We start from the raw sequence: 14,602 nt of genomic DNA, 5'->3' as shown, positions 1-14,602 counted from the left end.
CCCGGCCTTGCAGAAACGTGCGGGATACATCAGTAACTGCCGTGCTGTAACCGGCTGTTGGGACCCTGCCTCGGTCATTCATGATCGGAAAAGGGGAGCCGGACCATGGCAAGGAACCAGAGCCGACGTGCTTTTCTGCGGAACGTGGGTCTCACCGGTGGCGCGGGCACGATGTTCGCCACCATGGGGGCCCTCGGACTCGCCCCCACCGCGCAGGCCGCCCAGCGGGAACAGCCCTTCCGCGCCCTGAGCGCCAGCGACTTCCACCTCACTGGACGCGGCGCGGCGAAGGTCGTCATCGTCGGCGGTGGCATCGCCGGGCTGACCACGGCGTACGAACTGGGCAAGGCCGGCTACGACTGTACGATCCTGGAGGCCAGGGACCGTACCGGCGGCCGTAACTTCACCGTCCGCGGCGGCGACACCACGACCGACCTCTACGGCAACCGGCAGACCGCCCGTTTCGCCGACGGCCACTACATGAACTGCGGCCCCGCGCGGATCCCGCAGTGGATGGTCACCCTCGACTACTGCCGCGAACTCGGCGTCCCCATCGAGGTGTTCACCAACGTCAACGCGGACGCGTACATCTACAACGAGTCCACCGGCATGACCAAGCCCGAGCGCTACCGCACTGCCAAGGCCGATGTCTACGGCTATGTCTCGGAGTTGCTCGCCAAGGCCACCGACAAGGGCGCCCTGGACAAGGAGTTGACCGCCACCGACCAGGAGAGGCTCGTCGAGTTCCTCAAGGGCTGGGGAGAGCTCGGCGACACGCTGGACTACAAGGGCGGCGACTTCCGCGGGTACTCGACCGTCCCGGCCGCCGCGGGCACTCCGGGCGTGCTGCTCGGGGACGTACCCACCGCCTCCGAGGTCCTCGCCAGCGGTGTCGGCCGCTACTTCTCCTTCGAATTCGGCTTCGACCAGGCCATGTTGATGTTCCAGCCGGTCGGCGGCATGGACCAGATACCGAAGGCCCTCACCCGGGCGATCGGCGCACACCGCATCCGTACCGGGGCGGCCGTCTCGAAAATCACCGACAAGGGGAGTGGCGTTTCCGTCACCTACACCCAGGGCGGCCGTACGAAGGTCGTCGAGGCCGACTACTGCGTCGGCGCCCTGCCGCCCAACATCCTCGCCAGGATCCCGCACAACCTCGGCACCGGCGTCCAGACCGCACTGGAGGCGATCACCCCGTCGTCCGCCGCGAAGATCGGCCTGGAGTACAAGTCCCGTTGGTGGGAGCTCGATCACCGGATCTACGGCGGTATCACCGAGACCGACCAGGACGTCACCCACATCTGGCACCCTTCTTACGGCTTCCACGGTGAGCGAGGGGTCCTGATCGGGTACTACAACTACGACGACAACGCGGACTCCTACGCGAAGCTCACCCCCAAGGGGCGGGAAGAGCGGGCGGTGGCCGCGGGCGTGAAGATCTACGGGGAGAAGTACCGCAGCGAACTGGCATCGTCCTTCTCCCACCACTGGCGTCAGACGCCCCACCTGGAGGCTGCGTGGCACGACACCCCCGGTGGCCCCGACGACGTCCGCTACAAGCCGCTCAACGACCCCACCGGACGCGTCTACTTCGCCGGCGACTGGCTCAGCTACGCCGACGCCTGGCAGCACGGCGCGTTCTCCTCCGCCCGCAAGGCCGTGACCGCACTCCACGCGCGCGTGCTGTCCTCGTGACGTGGACACTCTCCCGGTGACACAGGGGAGCGGCGCATGAAAAGCGCGTAAGAGGTGCCTGATCAGGGGCATGGGCGGGAATGCCCATGCCCTGGAGGGCGTTGTGCAGTACGAACACGAGGAGGAGCGGTCACTGTGCTTGATCCGCAGGGTTTGTACGCATGGGAGCCGAAGGGCCTGGCAGTCGTCGACATGGCGCTCGCACAGGAGTCGGCCGGTCTTGTCATGCTCTACCACTTCGACGGATACATCGACGCGGGCGAGACAGGCGACCAGATCGTCGAACGTCTGCTCGACACGTTGCCCCACCAGCTCGTGGCCACCTTCGACCACGACCGGCTCGTCGACTACCGGGCCCGCCGCCCGCTGCTCACCTTCAAGCGGGACCGGTGGACCGACTACGAAGAGCCCACTCTTGACGTACGACTGGTCCAGGACGCCACCGGGGCCCCCTTCCTGCTTCTCTCCGGCCCCGAGCCGGACGTGGAGTGGGAGCGCTTCGCCGCGGCCGTCCAGCAGATCGTGGAGCGGCTCGGCGTCCGCCTGTCCGTGAACTTCCACGGCATCCCCATGGGCGTCCCGCACACCCGGCCCGTCGGGGTCACCCCGCACGGCAACCGTAACGACCTCGTTCCCGGGCACCGCAGCCCCTTCGACGAGGCGCAGGTTCCCGGCAGCGCCGAGGCGCTCGTCGAGTACCGCCTCATGGAGGCCGGTCACGACGTCCTGGGCGTCGCCGCGCACGTCCCGCACTACATCGCCCGGTCCCCGTACCCGGACGCGGCTCTGACCGTCCTGGAGGCCATCACGGCGGGCACCGGACTGGTCCTCCCGGGCATCGCGCACTCCCTGCGCACCGAGGCGCACCGCACCCAGACCGAGATCGACCGCCAGATCCAGGAGGGCGACGAGGAGCTCGTGGCGCTCGTCCAGGGCCTGGAGCACCAGTACGACGCCGCCGCGGGCGCCGAGAGCCGCGGCAACATGCTCGCCGAGCCGGTCGACATCCCGTCGGCGGACGAGATCGGGCAGGAGTTCGAGCGCTTCCTGGCGGAGCGCGAGGGCGACAGCTAGCGCGCGGGTGACGACGGGGGCCTGTCCGCCTGACAGGTCCTGGGCGGTTGCCGACGGTCACCGCGTGCCCTGTCAGTGACAGGCCGTAGGCTTCGGTCCATGCTGAAGGTCGGCCTCACCGGGGGCATCGGTGCCGGTAAGAGTGAAGTGTCGCGGCTGCTCGTGGGGTACGGCGCCGTGCTGATCGACGCCGACCGCATCGCGCGCGAGGTCGTCGCGCCCGGAACTCCCGGACTCGCGGCGGTCGTCGAGGCCTTCGGGGAGGACGTGCTCGGCGCGGACGGCGGCCTGGACCGGCCGAAGCTGGGCTCCGTCGTCTTCGCCGACCCCGAGAAGCTGGCCGTGCTCAACGAGATCGTGCACCCTCTGGTCGGCAGGCGCTCCCGCGAACTCGAAACCGCCGCGGCCGACGACTCCGTAGTGATCCACGACGTCCCCCTCCTCGCCGAGAACGCCCTCGCCGCGCTGTACGACCTGGTGATCGTCGTCGACGCGAGCCCCGAGACCCAGCTCGACCGGCTGGTCCGGCTGCGGGGCATGACCGAGGACGACGCACGCGCGCGTATGACCGCCCAGGCGACGCGCGAGAAGCGGCTCGCCATCGCGGACATCGTCATCGACAACGACGTACCCCTGGAGGCGCTGGAGCGGCGCGTACGGGACGTATGGGCCGAACTCGTGCGCAGGGCGCACGTGCCCCAGCAGCCCCCTCAGGAATAGCGGGCCTTTCTCCGGGCGTTGAAACGTCCGAGTGAGGGAAGGACTTTGCCGTGCCCGAGAACAGCGGAACGACCGGACGTACTCCGGAGACGCATGTCATCGACTTCCGTGCCGCCGAGCAGTTGCTCGACGCGCGGGACCCGCGGGGCGCGGTGAAGCTGCTCGACCGCGTCATCGACGCGCACCCGGAGAACACGGCCGCGCGCCTGCTGCGCGCGCGTGCCTTCTTCGCGGCCGCGCAACTGCGCCCAGCCGAGCTGGAGTTCACCATCGTCCTGGAGCGCGAGCCGGACAACGCCTTCGCGCACTTCGCGCTCGCCCGCACCTATGAGCGACAGGGTCGCGCCGACCAGGCCAAACGCCACTTCCGGCTGGCCGCCGCGCTCGATCCGAAACCGCAGTACCTGAAGGCGGCCCGGTTCGAGGAGTAGGCGCACGCCTGTAGAGCGCGCTTGCGCACGTCAGGGGTGGCGGTGCTCTGGTGGCCGGTACGGCGGGACGTCCGGGCCCGGCTGGTAGTGCGGGCCCTGGCGTATGTGTCTGAGGATCATGGTCATGTCGATCGTGACGATCAGCCACAGCACCGCGCAGGCCGTCGCCCACCCGGGGCGACCGGCGATCGCGAACGCGACCGTGCCGAAGATCGTCCAGACCAGCCCCCACACGCTCAGCCAGAACCGCGTCCGCAGCGGACTGCGCGCGGTTGTCGGCTCACTGCCTGTACGCATCAGGATCACTACTCCTCCTTGCAACGTACTCTTCGGCTCGGACGTTCTCCACAGGGCTCCAGAAGGCTCCACAGGGAGGGGAAGCGCATCGTGCTGCCGGACGCCGACGAACTGCCCGAGGTCCTGCTCGACCTCGCCGTACCCCATGAGGACATCAACGAACTGGTGCGACTGCGCCAGGTGTTGACGCGGGACACCGACGCGACGCGGCTCCTGGAGGAGTGCGTCGGCGAGCTGATCAAGGACATCGGGGAGCACGGCCAGTGGACCCGGCTCACCGAGCTGCTCCTGGCCCGGCTGCCCGAAGCCCCGCCCGAGATCGGCGCGTACTTCCCCGTGTACGTGTTCGTCGCCGCGCTGCCCGCCACGCGCGCGTACCACCGCGAACGTGGCATCCCCGCCGACGTCTCCCGGCGCACCCTCGCCGACCTGGGACGCAACATCGCGGTGCACCACAAGCGGTTCGGCGGGGCAGGGCTGCCGTTCCCGCAGTGGCTCGTCCCACACTTCCGCGGCGAGCTGTACCAGCTGGGGCGGCTGCAGTTCGAGCGGGCGCGGCTCGGTGAGCGCAGTGCGCAGGCGCTCACGGCGGCCGGGCTGGACGCGGAGCCGGGGACGCCCTGCCTGAACCTGCACATCCCCGACTTCTCCGGGCCGCTCACCCCGGCCGCGTGCGAGCGCTCGCTGGAACTGGCCCGCGCGTTCTTCGCCCGGCACTTCCCCGAGGAGCGCCACGAGGTCGCGACCTGCCACTCCTGGCTGCTCGACCCGCAGTTGAAGCGGTACCTGTCCGCCGAGTCCAACATCGTCCGCTTCCAGGAACGGTTCCGGGTGATCCGCGAGGACAAGGAGCCGGCCGACACCGAGCCCGTCCAGTTCGTCTTCGGGCATCCCGATCTGCCGGTGGCGAGCCTGCCGCGCGGTACGTCCGTGGAGCGGGCCGTCGGGGACCATCTGCGGGAGGGCGGGCACTGGTACATCGGGCACGGGTGGTTTCCGCTCTGATCCCGGCTCGGCTCCGACCTTCAACAACTGCCAACAGTTGCCTGTCTGAAGGGAATTGACTCGTACGGGTGAACCAGTGCGAGTCGGGAACGGACGTGCGGACGCGGACCGTTGGACGGGCATGCGAATCGAAATGCGTGAGGGGTACGAGGGGACAGGACCCGGGGCGATCACCCCGGACGGCTGCGCGGTCGAGCTGTACTCGCGGCTGTCGATCGGCCAGGAGCCGGACATCATCGCCGCGGCCGTGCCGGCGGGCGCGCGCATCCTGGAGCTGGGCAGCGGGGTGGGACGGATGACCCACCCCCTCCTGGAGCGCGGGTTCACGGTCACGGCGGTCGACGAGTCCGCCGAGATGCTGGAGCGGGTCAAGGGCGCGCGCACGATATGCGGCCCGATCGAGAACCTCGATCTGGGCGAGACCTTCGACGTGGTGATGCTCGCGTCGTTCCTGGTGCACGCCGGGGACGCCGAGGTGCGGCGCGGACTGCTGCGGACCTGCGTACGGCATGTCGCGCCGGGCGGCTGTGTGCTGATCCAGCGGGAGGGCGAGGACTACCACACGAACCTGCCGCGCGAGCGGATCGACCCCAGTGGCTTCACCGTGCGGATGGTGTCGGCGGAGCCGGTCGGGGACGGGGTCGACTCGGTGCACGCGGAGTATGTGTTCCCGGACGCGGTCTGGACCCAGACGTTCCTGTCCCGGCCGTTGACGAAGGACCAGTTCGAGGAGGCGCTGGCGGAGGCGGGACTGAAGGTGGACAGCTATCTGACACCGGACCGGATATGGGTGAGGGCGGTGGCGGCGACAGAGGGAGGCGAAGAGGCAGAGTCAGCGGATTAGCGGAGGAAATCGCGTGCGGCGGCGATGAGTTCGAGGGCGAGGGCCGGTCTATCCCTGTGACAGCAACACGGACCGCTTCCCAGCGCTCCCACCGCTTCCCACAGGAGAACCTCATGTCCGAGACCACCGCTTCCGCAGCCTCCGCCGCTTCCGCCAGCTCCCTGGCCCCCGCGTCCTCGACGTCCTCGGTGACCTCGGCGGCTTCGGCGAAGTCCCGCACCGTCGTCGCCGAGTCCGCGACCACCCGCGGTCGCAGCACCCGGATCGCGCTGCGCGCCCTCCAGGTGCTGCTCGCCCTGTTCTACGGCGTCGCGAGCGCGCTGCCCAAGCTGATCGCGAACTCGTCGGCCGTGGAGTCCTTCGACAAGATCGGCTGGGGCAGCGGGGCCATGTACACGATCGGCGCGCTCGAACTGGCCGGTGCCGTGGGTCTGTTGGTCCCGCTGCTGCAGTCGGTGGCGGCGGCGGCGCTCAGTGCGCTGATGGTGGGCGCGTTCGTCGTGCAGATGACCGTGTTCCACGGTGAGAACGCGGCGACACCGCTGATCCTGATCATCCCGCTCGCCCTGATCGCCTGGGCACGGCGGGGGCAGAACGCGGAGTTGCTGCGAGTGGTACGACGACGGGCGTGATCCGTGCGGTACGGCTGGCGGCGACGGCTGTGCCTGTGCCTACGGCTATCGCTGAGTACGGGGTGACGGTGGCGTCCGGTGGGCCGAGGGGCCCGGGCCGGATGTCACCGTTGCGTGCCGCGGTCCCGGGGGATATCGGGAGCGGTGGTGGCGGAGCTGGGGCCGACTGTCATCGTTGCGGGTCGCGACGGGTACGGCGGCGTGCGTCGCGGCGGGTGTCCCGGTCCCGGTGAGTGTCGGGAGCGGCGGCGGGGTCGAGGCCGGCGCCGGGGGTGCCGCGCAGGCGTTCCATGTCGCGGCGGTCGCGTTTGGTGGGGCGGCCGGTGCCGCGGTCGCGGATGCCGGCCGGGGCGACGGCCTCGCGGGGCGGGGGCGGCGGGGAGTTGTCCACGTAGCACTGGACGGCGACCGGAGGGCCGACCCGTTTGCGGATGACCTGCTTCACGATGACGACACGCTCGTGGCCCTCGTGCCGGAGTCGCACCTCGTCGCCGACGTGGACGGAGTGGGCGGGCTTCACCCGCTCACCGTTGACACGGACGTGGCCGCCCTTGCAGGCGGCGGCGCCCATGGAACGGGTCTTGACCAGGCGGACGGACCAGATCCAACTGTCGACGCGGACGCTCTCACCATTGACAGGGCTCGCGGCCTTGGCTGCGGCCACGGCGTCGCTCTGCGCCTCAGCCACAGGACCCTGGGGCACGTCGGGGTTCCGGCTCGTCGTGGTCGCGCCGGTTCCACTGTCGCCGTCGGTCTCGCCCACACCCTCGGAAGCCATGCCTCGACTTTAGTACCCCGAGACGGACGACTCCGGCGGGATTCGGCCGCCGACCTGAGGGGGGAGGCTCCTTGCCACGTCGGTCCTGCGGGCTCTGGCTCCGGCGTGTGGCCACGGCTGCGGCTCCGGTTCCGGCCCGGGTCCCAGCCCCGGCCTGTGGTCCGGGGTGTGGCCTCGTCCCCGACATTGGGCTCCAGCCCCGGCCTCATTCCGGCCCCGAGCCTGTGGCCCCGGCCTGTGGTCTCCACCCCTCGACCTGCGGTCTCTCCCCGCCCGGCGCTTGTCTTCCCGGTGCTGGTCCCCGGACGAGGCCTGCGGCCCTGGACTCGTGGCCCTGGACCCGCGGTCTCTCCCTTGGCCCGCCCGGTGATCCGATGGGGACTATGACCTGGCGATCTCTTGCCGGAGCTGGCGGGTGAAGCGACGCAGGAGATCCAACGTTTCTCGGAACTCGGCCCGGCGGTCGTCCCTGCCGTCGGTGGGCCGGGTGCTCCAGACCCGCCGCGCGAGAGCATCGGCGAGATCGACGGTGTCGTCGGCGCAGAGCAGGTAGAGGGCCGAGCGTGCTTCCTGCATCCGGTTCGCCAACTCGTTGGCTCCGGGACCGTCGTCACTCAACCGTGTGTCCTTCAGGTGGTCCAGTAGCTGAACTACGGCCGTGTTGAAGCCGATGCCGGCTTTGAGCTTCTGTTCGCGGAGCCACATGCGGTCCTGTCGGCGCGCGGTGAACCACGAACCGAACACCGCCCCGATGAGGCCGATGGCGGCCCCGATGGCCACGGACAGGATGTTCTCCACGGTCAGCTCCCCCCGGCGTACCCCCGACGTCTGATCCCTGCCCCAACCTCCGCCCCCTGATCCCACCCCCGTCCACCACCCCCCTTGGCCCACCCCAGATGCACCCCCACCCCGTACCCCAGAGGCTGTTTCCCGAGGTCGTAGGGGTCGCAGTCGGCGTAGAGACGAGGGGTCGGACGTGGAGGACATGGCAGCAAAGGTCGACGCGCTGATGGACGGGCTGCGGGCCGATCTCGTGCGGCTCGCCGGGATTCCCTCCGTGGCGTTTCCCGGGTTTCCGGCCGAGCCGGTGCAGGAAGCGCATGACCTGCTCGTCGGGTTGCTGCGCGGGGCCGGTGTCGAGCACATCGAGCGGATCGATCTGCCCGGCACCGCGCCGGTGATCTTCGCGGAGATTCCGCCGCCGGACCCCGATGCCCCGACCGTTCTCCTCTACTCGCACTACGACGTCCAGCCGCCCGGTGACGAGGAGTTGTGGGATTCGCCGCCCTTCGAACCGACGCCCGTGGAGGGCGGGTTGCGGGCGCGGGGTGTCGCGGACGACAAGTCGAACGTGATCGCGCACCTCGGGATGCTGCGGGCTTACAAGGGGCGGCCGCCGGTCGGGGTGAAGATCGTGTTCGAGGGGCAGGAGGAGTACGGCAGCCCCTTCGACACCTACCCGCCGACCGACGCCGAGCGCTTCGCGTGCGATGCCATGGTCATCGCCGACCTCGGCAATCTGCGCCCCGGCACCCCGACCCTGACCACCGGACTGCGCGGGGCGGCCGAGGTGGTCGTAGAGGTTCGGACTCTTGAAGAGCCGCGGCACAGTGGGGAGTTCGGTGGGGCGGCACCCGACGCGCTGCTTGTGCTGCTCAAGGCTCTTGCCACTCTGCATGACGTGCACGGTGATGTGGCCGTGGAGGGGTTGCGGCGGGAGGAGTGGGGCGGGGCGGCTTACACGGAGGAGGAGTTCCGTGAGCTGGCGGGAGTGTGCGACGGGGTTCCGCTCATCGGCGGTGGGAGTCTCGGTGAGCGGCTCTGGAGCGGTCCGGCGATCACCGTCGTCGGGCTGGACGCGCCCGGTGTCGATCACGCGGCCTCGGCGGTCGTGCCGTATGCGCGGGCCAAGCTCAACCTTCGTTTTCACCCGCTCCAGGATCCCCACGAGGCGCAGGCGCGGCTTGTCGATCACCTCAACTCGCTTACGCCCTTTGGTGTTCCGCTCACCGTCACCCCGGGCGACACCGGCCCCGGTTACGAGGCCGCGACCGGCGGGCCCGCCTACCGTGCCGCGCTCGCCGCGCTGGAGGAAGCCTGGGGCGCCGAGCCGTCGTATGTCGCGACCGGTGGATCGATCCCGCTGGTCAACGGGCTCGCGCGGGCCGCGCCCGACGCCGAGGTACTGCTCTTCGGCGCGCAGGACAGCATGTGCAATCTGCACGCGCCCAACGAGCGGGTGTTGTTCTCGGAGTTGCGGAACACGGTCGTCGCGATGTGCGCGTTCGTCGAGCGATACGCGGCCGGCTTCCGGGGCCGGAGTCAGGGTGGGGCGGCGGGCGTATGAGTACCACCGACAGTCGGCAGACCACCGAACAGCCGCCGCACAAGCCGAAGTTCACCTTCCCCAGCGCGCTGACCGTCCTCGCGGTCGTCACGGTCGCCGTGTGGCTGCTCGCGTTTCTCATTCCGTCCGGGCAGTACGACCGCAACGCTTCCGGCGCCCCGATCCAAGGTACTTACCACCGCGTCGACTCCGGCCAGAGCTTCGTCGACCGCCTCGACGACCTGTTCCTCGCGCCCGTCAACGGCCTCTACGGCATCCAGGACGAGAAGACCGGCCAGGTCGGACCCGATCTTGCCGGTGAACTGTACGGCAGCGCGGGCGTGTTCCTGTTCGTGCTCGCCATCGGGGCGTTCATCACCGTGGTGTTCGCGACCGGCGCCCTCGACCGGGGCATCGGCCGGCTCGCCCACCGGCTGCGCGAGCGCGGCGCGTTGCTCATCGCCGGGATCATGGTCGTCTTCTCGATCCTCGGCACGGTCGAGGGCTTCGCCGAGGAGACCCTCGGTTTCTACGGCCTGATCGTGCCGCTGATGCTGGCACTCGGCTACGACCGGATGGTCGCCGTCGGCACGATCATCCTCGGTGCCGGGATCGGCGTGCTCTGCTCGACGGTGAATCCCTTCGCGACTGGCGTCGCCTCCTCCGCCGCGGACATCTCGCTCGGCGACGGCATCGTGCTGCGGTTCGTCATGTGGGTGGTGCTGACGGCGGTGACGGTGGCGTACGTCATCCGGTACGCGCGCCGCGTGCGGCGGAACCCCGAGCGGTCGATCACCGGGTTCCTGCCCGGCGACCGGGACAACAACCAGGAGGCCACCGCCGACTCCGGGGCCGCCTCCGCAGAGGAGCCCCAACTCACCGGGCTCCACAAGGCAGTTCTGGTCACCATGGGCCTGGTCTTCGCCTTCATGATCTTCTCGGTGGTGCCGTGGGCGAGCGCCCTCACCGGCGACGCGGACGCGACACCGTACGGCTTCGAACTCGGCTGGTCCTTCCCGCAGTTGGCGGCGCTCTTCCTGTGCGCGGCCGTGCTGATCGGGCTGGTGGCGCGGATGGGGGAGCAGAAGCTCAGCTCGATGATCATCCAGGGTGCCGCCGACTTCATCTCGCCGGCCCTGGTGATCGTGCTGGCGCGCGGGGTCACCGTCATCATGAACAACTCGAAGATCACGGACACCGTGCTGCACTCCATCGAGGGCATCGTGAAGGGCACCTCCTCCGGCGTCTTCGCGATCATCGTCTTCGTCGTGAACCTGCCCCTCGCCTTCCTGATCCCGTCCACCTCCGGCCACGCGACCCTCGCCATGCCGATCCTCGCCCCGCTCGCCGACTTCGCCGGCGTCTCCCGCGCGGTCGTCGTCACCGCCTGGCAGGCCGCCAGCGGCTGGATGAACCTCTGGGTGCCGACGACCGCCGTCACCATCGGCGGGGTGGCGCTGGCGAAGGTCGGCTACGACAAGTACCTGCGGTTCGTATGGCCGTTGCTGGCGCTGCTGTTCCTGATGATCTGCGGGTTCGTGGCGGTCGGCGCGATCCTCACCTGAACAGTTGTGATCCTCCCCCGAACCGTCGCGAGCCTCACTTGAGCCCGCACGGCGAGGGACGCATACGGTGGCCGCATGAACCTGTCCGACCTCGACCACCGGATCACCGGCTGCCGGGCCTGCCCCCGCCTGGTCGCCTGGCGCGAGGAGGTCGCCCGCACCAAACGCGCTGCCTTCGCCGACTGGACGTACTGGGGCCGCCCGGTACCCGGCTTCGGCCCCGCCGACGCGTCGCTCCTGATCATCGGCCTCGCCCCGGCCGCGCACGGCGCCAACCGCACCGGCCGCATGTTCACCGGCGACCGCTCCGGGGACGTCCTGTACGAGGCCCTCTACGACATCGGCCTCGCCTCGCAGCCGACCGCCGTGAGCGCCGACGACGGCCTGGAGCTGTACGGCGTGCGCATCACCTCACCGGTGCGCTGCGCCCCGCCCGCCAACAAGCCCACCCCCGAGGAACGCGACACCTGCCGTTCCTGGCTCGTCGAGGAACTCACCCTGCTGCGGCCGACGTTGAGGGCCGTCGTCGTACTCGGCGCCTTCGGCTGGCAGGCGGCGCTGCCCGCGTTCGCGGCGGCGGGGTGGCAAGTCCCGCGCCCACGGCCCGCGTTCGGGCACGGGACACAGGTCTCCCTCGACGGCCTCGACCTCTTCGGCTGCTTCCACGTCAGCCAGCGCAACACCTTCACCGGCAAACTCACCCCCGCGATGCTGCGGGACGTCCTGCGCACGGCGGCCGGGGCGGCGGGGCTGCCGACCACGCCGTAGCGAGGCTAGGGTCGTCCGATGGGCCTGTATCCGGAGATCGAACCGTACGACCACGGCATGCTCGACGTCGGCGACGGCAACCACGTCTACTGGGAGACCTGCGGAAACCCACGCGGCAAGCCCGCGGTCGTGCTGCACGGTGGCCCGGGGTCGGGCTGTTCCCCTTACCCCCGGCGGTACTTCGACCCCGCCGTCTACCGGATCGTGCTGCTCGACCAGCGCGGGTGCGGACGTTCCACGCCGCACGCGAGCGCGTACGACACCGACATGAGCGTGAACACGACGGCTCACCTCATCGCCGATCTGGAGCTGCTGCGGCGGGAGTTGGGGATCGAACGGTGGCTGGTGTGGGGCGCGTCGTGGGGATCGGTGCTCGGGCTGCGGTACGCGCAGACGCATCCAGGTGTGGTGTCGGAGCTGGTGCTGACCTGTGTCGCCACCGGGTCCGATCCCGAAGTGGCCTTGCTGACCAGGGGACTTGGGAAGCTCTTCCCGGAGGCGTTCGAGGCGTTCGTCTCCGAACTCCCCGCCGCGGAGCGCGAAGGGAACCTCGCCGCCGCCTACAACCGGCTCATCGAGTCGCCCGACCGGGCGGTGCGCGAGCGGGCCGCACGTGCCTGGACCGACTGGGAGACGGCGATCGTCCCGGCCCCGCCGCGCTCCGAAAAGCGGTACGAGGACCCGGAGTTCAGGATGTGCTTCGCGCGGACCGTCACGCACTACTTCGGCAACGACCACTTCCTGGGAGAGGGAAACGCGGAGGGCGTCGTGCTGCGGGACGCGCCCCTCCTCAAGGACATCCCCGGCACCCTCGTTCAGGGCAGCCTCGACCTCGGCAACCTCCTCGGTGTCGCCTGGCGGCTCCAACACGCCTGGCCGAGAAGCGAGTTGGTCATCGTGGACGAGGCCGGGCACAACGCGAGCGCGCCCGGTGTCGCGGAGGCACTGGTGGCGGCGACGGACAAGTACGCCCGCCGCTAGCCCAGTTGGTCAGCCAACGCGCGCCGCCGCCACCGGTCGTGCCGTCACGTCGTAAGTCCCGGTGCTCTTCGACGAGTTGACGCTCCACCGGTACCGCGAGAACTCGCCCGTGGTGTCGGAGGCGTAGAACATCATGTGGCCGATGCCGACGCCCTGGAGGTTCTCGCCGGTGACGTTGCCGACCATGCGGGTGTCGGGGTACTTGGGGTAGTTGGTCAGGGCGTAGACGCCGTGCGGGTCGGAGGTGCAGTCGACGATCTCGATGGCGTACTGCGTCTCGCCGGTGAAGTCGGCGGTGCCGCTGAAGACGCCCTTGACCTCGCGGACCATGACGATGTGGCCGGTGTTGTCGGGGTCGCTGCCGTTGTAGTCGACGGCGATGATGTCGCCCGGCTGGAGGTCGGCGACCTTGCGGACGCGCTGGAAGCGGGGGCCGGCGGTGCCGTCGAGGAAGGCCGCGCAGTAGTCGGCGGCCTCCGGGACCTTCTCCTGGAAGTACTGGAGGAAGTAGTCGTCGCTCGCCCAGCCGTAGGTGTGCTTGAGGACGCCGGTGACGAAGGACGCGCAGCGGGCGCGGGCAACCCAGCTCGCCGGGTCGTCGGGCGTGCCCCAGGTGAGGGTGGCGCCCGGGTCCGTCCGATAGACGTTGTTCAGGCGGGCCGTACGGCCGCTGACCAGGGCGATCTCGTCGGCGGTCAGGGCGCGGGCGTACGCCCGTACGTCGTCGATGGCGCCCTTGAAGCGGTTGACGGGCGCGCCGTCGAAGCGGGCCCGGCCGATGGAGAAGCCGGTGGTCGCGGCCCAGGACAGGGGGGTCGCGGAGCTGCCCTGCAGCTGCCCGTCGACGTACAGCAGGATCTGTGTGCCGTCCCAGACACCGGTCAGATGGGTCCAGATGCCGAGACCGGCCGGTGACGTGGCGACGGCGGACACCTTGGTCGCCTGGTCCTCGCTACGGACCTTGAAGGCCCAGGTGGAGACGGTGTTGTCGTACTGGAGGAGGAAGCGGCTGGCGGTCGTCCCGTCCTGGCTCACCGCCGTGTACATGGTCGCCGGGTCGGCGTCGCTCGCCAGGCGGACCCACGCCGAGACGGTGAAGGGGGCCGTCGTATCCAGGACGGAGTCCGTGGCGGCGTACGCCCCGGACGTCCCGTCGAGACTCAGCTCGCCGCCCGCACGCAGCGCCGTCCAGGTCGCGCCGGAGCCGAGCGTGACGGGATGCTCCCGGCCGGAACGGTCGGTACCCGAGCCGTCCAGCGGCCAGTGCCCCACCAGCCCGTCCACCAGATACCCGGCCGCCAACAGCCGCTGATATCCGACCAGTTGCTCGGCCTGCGCCAGATGCGGCGTGCCGACCGGCGTGAACGGAGTGTCCAGCCCCACGTCCGCCACGGCCACCCCCGACCCCTGCGCCACGCCCGCCATCGCGCCGACGCCCACGAGCGCGGCCCCGCTCAACAGGCCACGTCTGCTGACCATGTTC

Annotated in this window: 15 protein-coding genes; 11 read left to right on the top strand and 4 right to left on the bottom strand. The window is 70.0% G+C overall.

Going from position 1 to position 14,602, the window contains the following annotated elements; all coding sequences use genetic code 11:
- Nucleotides 1-105: 105 nt before the first annotated feature.
- The 4 genes from OG496_RS17310 (at nt 106) to OG496_RS17295 (ending at nt 3,923) form a co-directional block, all read left to right on the top strand.
- On the top strand, nt 106-1,698 hold the full coding sequence (locus OG496_RS17310) for an NAD(P)/FAD-dependent oxidoreductase (RefSeq protein WP_405971494.1): 1,593 nt from the start codon (nt 106-108) through the stop codon (nt 1,696-1,698).
- Between the two features lie 135 nt (nt 1,699-1,833).
- Nucleotides 1,834-2,772, top strand: coding sequence for a PAC2 family protein (locus tag OG496_RS17305; RefSeq protein WP_405971493.1), 939 nt, complete (start codon nt 1,834-1,836; stop codon nt 2,770-2,772).
- 99 nt (nt 2,773-2,871) lie between these two features.
- Nucleotides 2,872-3,492, top strand: coding sequence for a dephospho-CoA kinase (gene coaE, locus OG496_RS17300; protein WP_405971492.1), 621 nt, complete (start codon nt 2,872-2,874; stop codon nt 3,490-3,492).
- 50 nt (nt 3,493-3,542) lie between these two features.
- Nucleotides 3,543-3,923, top strand: a complete 381-nt coding sequence (locus OG496_RS17295) for a tetratricopeptide repeat protein (RefSeq protein WP_033287221.1) — start codon at nt 3,543-3,545, stop codon at nt 3,921-3,923.
- A gap of 30 nt (nt 3,924-3,953) precedes the next feature.
- Here the strand turns inward: OG496_RS17295 and OG496_RS17290 are convergent, their stop codons facing one another.
- Nucleotides 3,954-4,220: a DUF6343 family protein gene (locus tag OG496_RS17290; RefSeq protein ID WP_405971491.1), complete on the bottom strand. Its 267-nt coding sequence runs from the start codon at nt 4,218-4,220 to the stop codon at nt 3,954-3,956.
- A gap of 90 nt (nt 4,221-4,310) precedes the next feature.
- Here OG496_RS17290 and OG496_RS17285 point away from each other — a divergent pair, with 90 nt between their 5' ends.
- The 3 genes from OG496_RS17285 (at nt 4,311) to OG496_RS17275 (ending at nt 6,701) form a co-directional block, all read left to right on the top strand.
- Entirely contained in the window at nt 4,311-5,225 is a 915-nt protein-coding gene (locus OG496_RS17285) for an acyltransferase domain-containing protein (protein WP_405971490.1), read from the top strand.
- 121 nt (nt 5,226-5,346) lie between these two features.
- Nucleotides 5,347-6,069: a class I SAM-dependent methyltransferase gene (locus OG496_RS17280; RefSeq protein WP_405971489.1), complete on the top strand. Its 723-nt coding sequence runs from the start codon at nt 5,347-5,349 to the stop codon at nt 6,067-6,069.
- Between the two features lie 113 nt (nt 6,070-6,182).
- A complete protein-coding gene (locus OG496_RS17275; protein WP_405971488.1) occupies nt 6,183-6,701 on the top strand; it encodes a DoxX family protein in 519 nt (172 codons plus the stop codon).
- A gap of 169 nt (nt 6,702-6,870) precedes the next feature.
- Here OG496_RS17275 and OG496_RS17270 read toward each other — a convergent pair whose 3' ends face one another.
- A complete protein-coding gene (locus OG496_RS17270; protein WP_405971487.1) occupies nt 6,871-7,479 on the bottom strand; it encodes an RNA-binding S4 domain-containing protein in 609 nt (202 codons plus the stop codon).
- A gap of 381 nt (nt 7,480-7,860) precedes the next feature.
- Complete coding sequence (locus tag OG496_RS17265; protein ID WP_366494149.1) at nt 7,861-8,277, bottom strand: hypothetical protein; 417 nt, start codon at nt 8,275-8,277, stop codon at nt 7,861-7,863.
- Nucleotides 8,278-8,464: 187 nt separating this feature from the next.
- Between OG496_RS17265 and OG496_RS17260 the strand changes: the two genes are divergently transcribed.
- From OG496_RS17260 to pip, 4 genes are all read left to right on the top strand, one after another.
- The gene (locus OG496_RS17260) at nt 8,465-9,826 is read left to right on the top strand and encodes a M20/M25/M40 family metallo-hydrolase (protein WP_405971486.1); all 1,362 of its coding nucleotides are present in this window, start codon (nt 8,465-8,467) and stop codon (nt 9,824-9,826) included.
- Nucleotides 9,823-11,370 carry a YfcC family protein gene (locus OG496_RS17255; RefSeq protein WP_405971485.1) on the top strand — a complete coding sequence of 516 codons (1,548 nt, stop codon included), beginning with the start codon at nt 9,823-9,825 and terminating at the stop codon, nt 11,368-11,370. Before OG496_RS17260 ends, OG496_RS17255 begins: the two co-directional genes overlap by 4 nt.
- Before the next feature lie 75 nt (nt 11,371-11,445).
- The gene (locus OG496_RS17250) at nt 11,446-12,138 is read left to right on the top strand and encodes a uracil-DNA glycosylase (RefSeq protein WP_405971484.1); all 693 of its coding nucleotides are present in this window, start codon (nt 11,446-11,448) and stop codon (nt 12,136-12,138) included.
- 18 nt (nt 12,139-12,156) lie between these two features.
- The gene (gene pip, locus OG496_RS17245) at nt 12,157-13,119 is read left to right on the top strand and encodes a prolyl aminopeptidase (protein ID WP_405971483.1); all 963 of its coding nucleotides are present in this window, start codon (nt 12,157-12,159) and stop codon (nt 13,117-13,119) included.
- Nucleotides 13,120-13,128: 9 nt separating this feature from the next.
- Here pip and OG496_RS17240 read toward each other — a convergent pair whose 3' ends face one another.
- Nucleotides 13,129-14,598, bottom strand: a complete 1,470-nt coding sequence (locus OG496_RS17240) for a LamG domain-containing protein (RefSeq protein WP_405971482.1) — start codon at nt 14,596-14,598, stop codon at nt 13,129-13,131.
- Between the last annotated feature and the right edge of the window lie 4 nt (nt 14,599-14,602).

Origin of the sequence: Streptomyces sp. NBC_00988, assembly GCF_045162645.1 — a bacterium.
Taxonomy (GTDB): Bacteria; Actinomycetota; Actinomycetes; order Streptomycetales; family Streptomycetaceae; genus Streptomyces.
The sequence above is the reverse complement of the archived record's forward strand: the minus strand, read 5'-3'. Positions and strand labels throughout refer to the sequence as shown.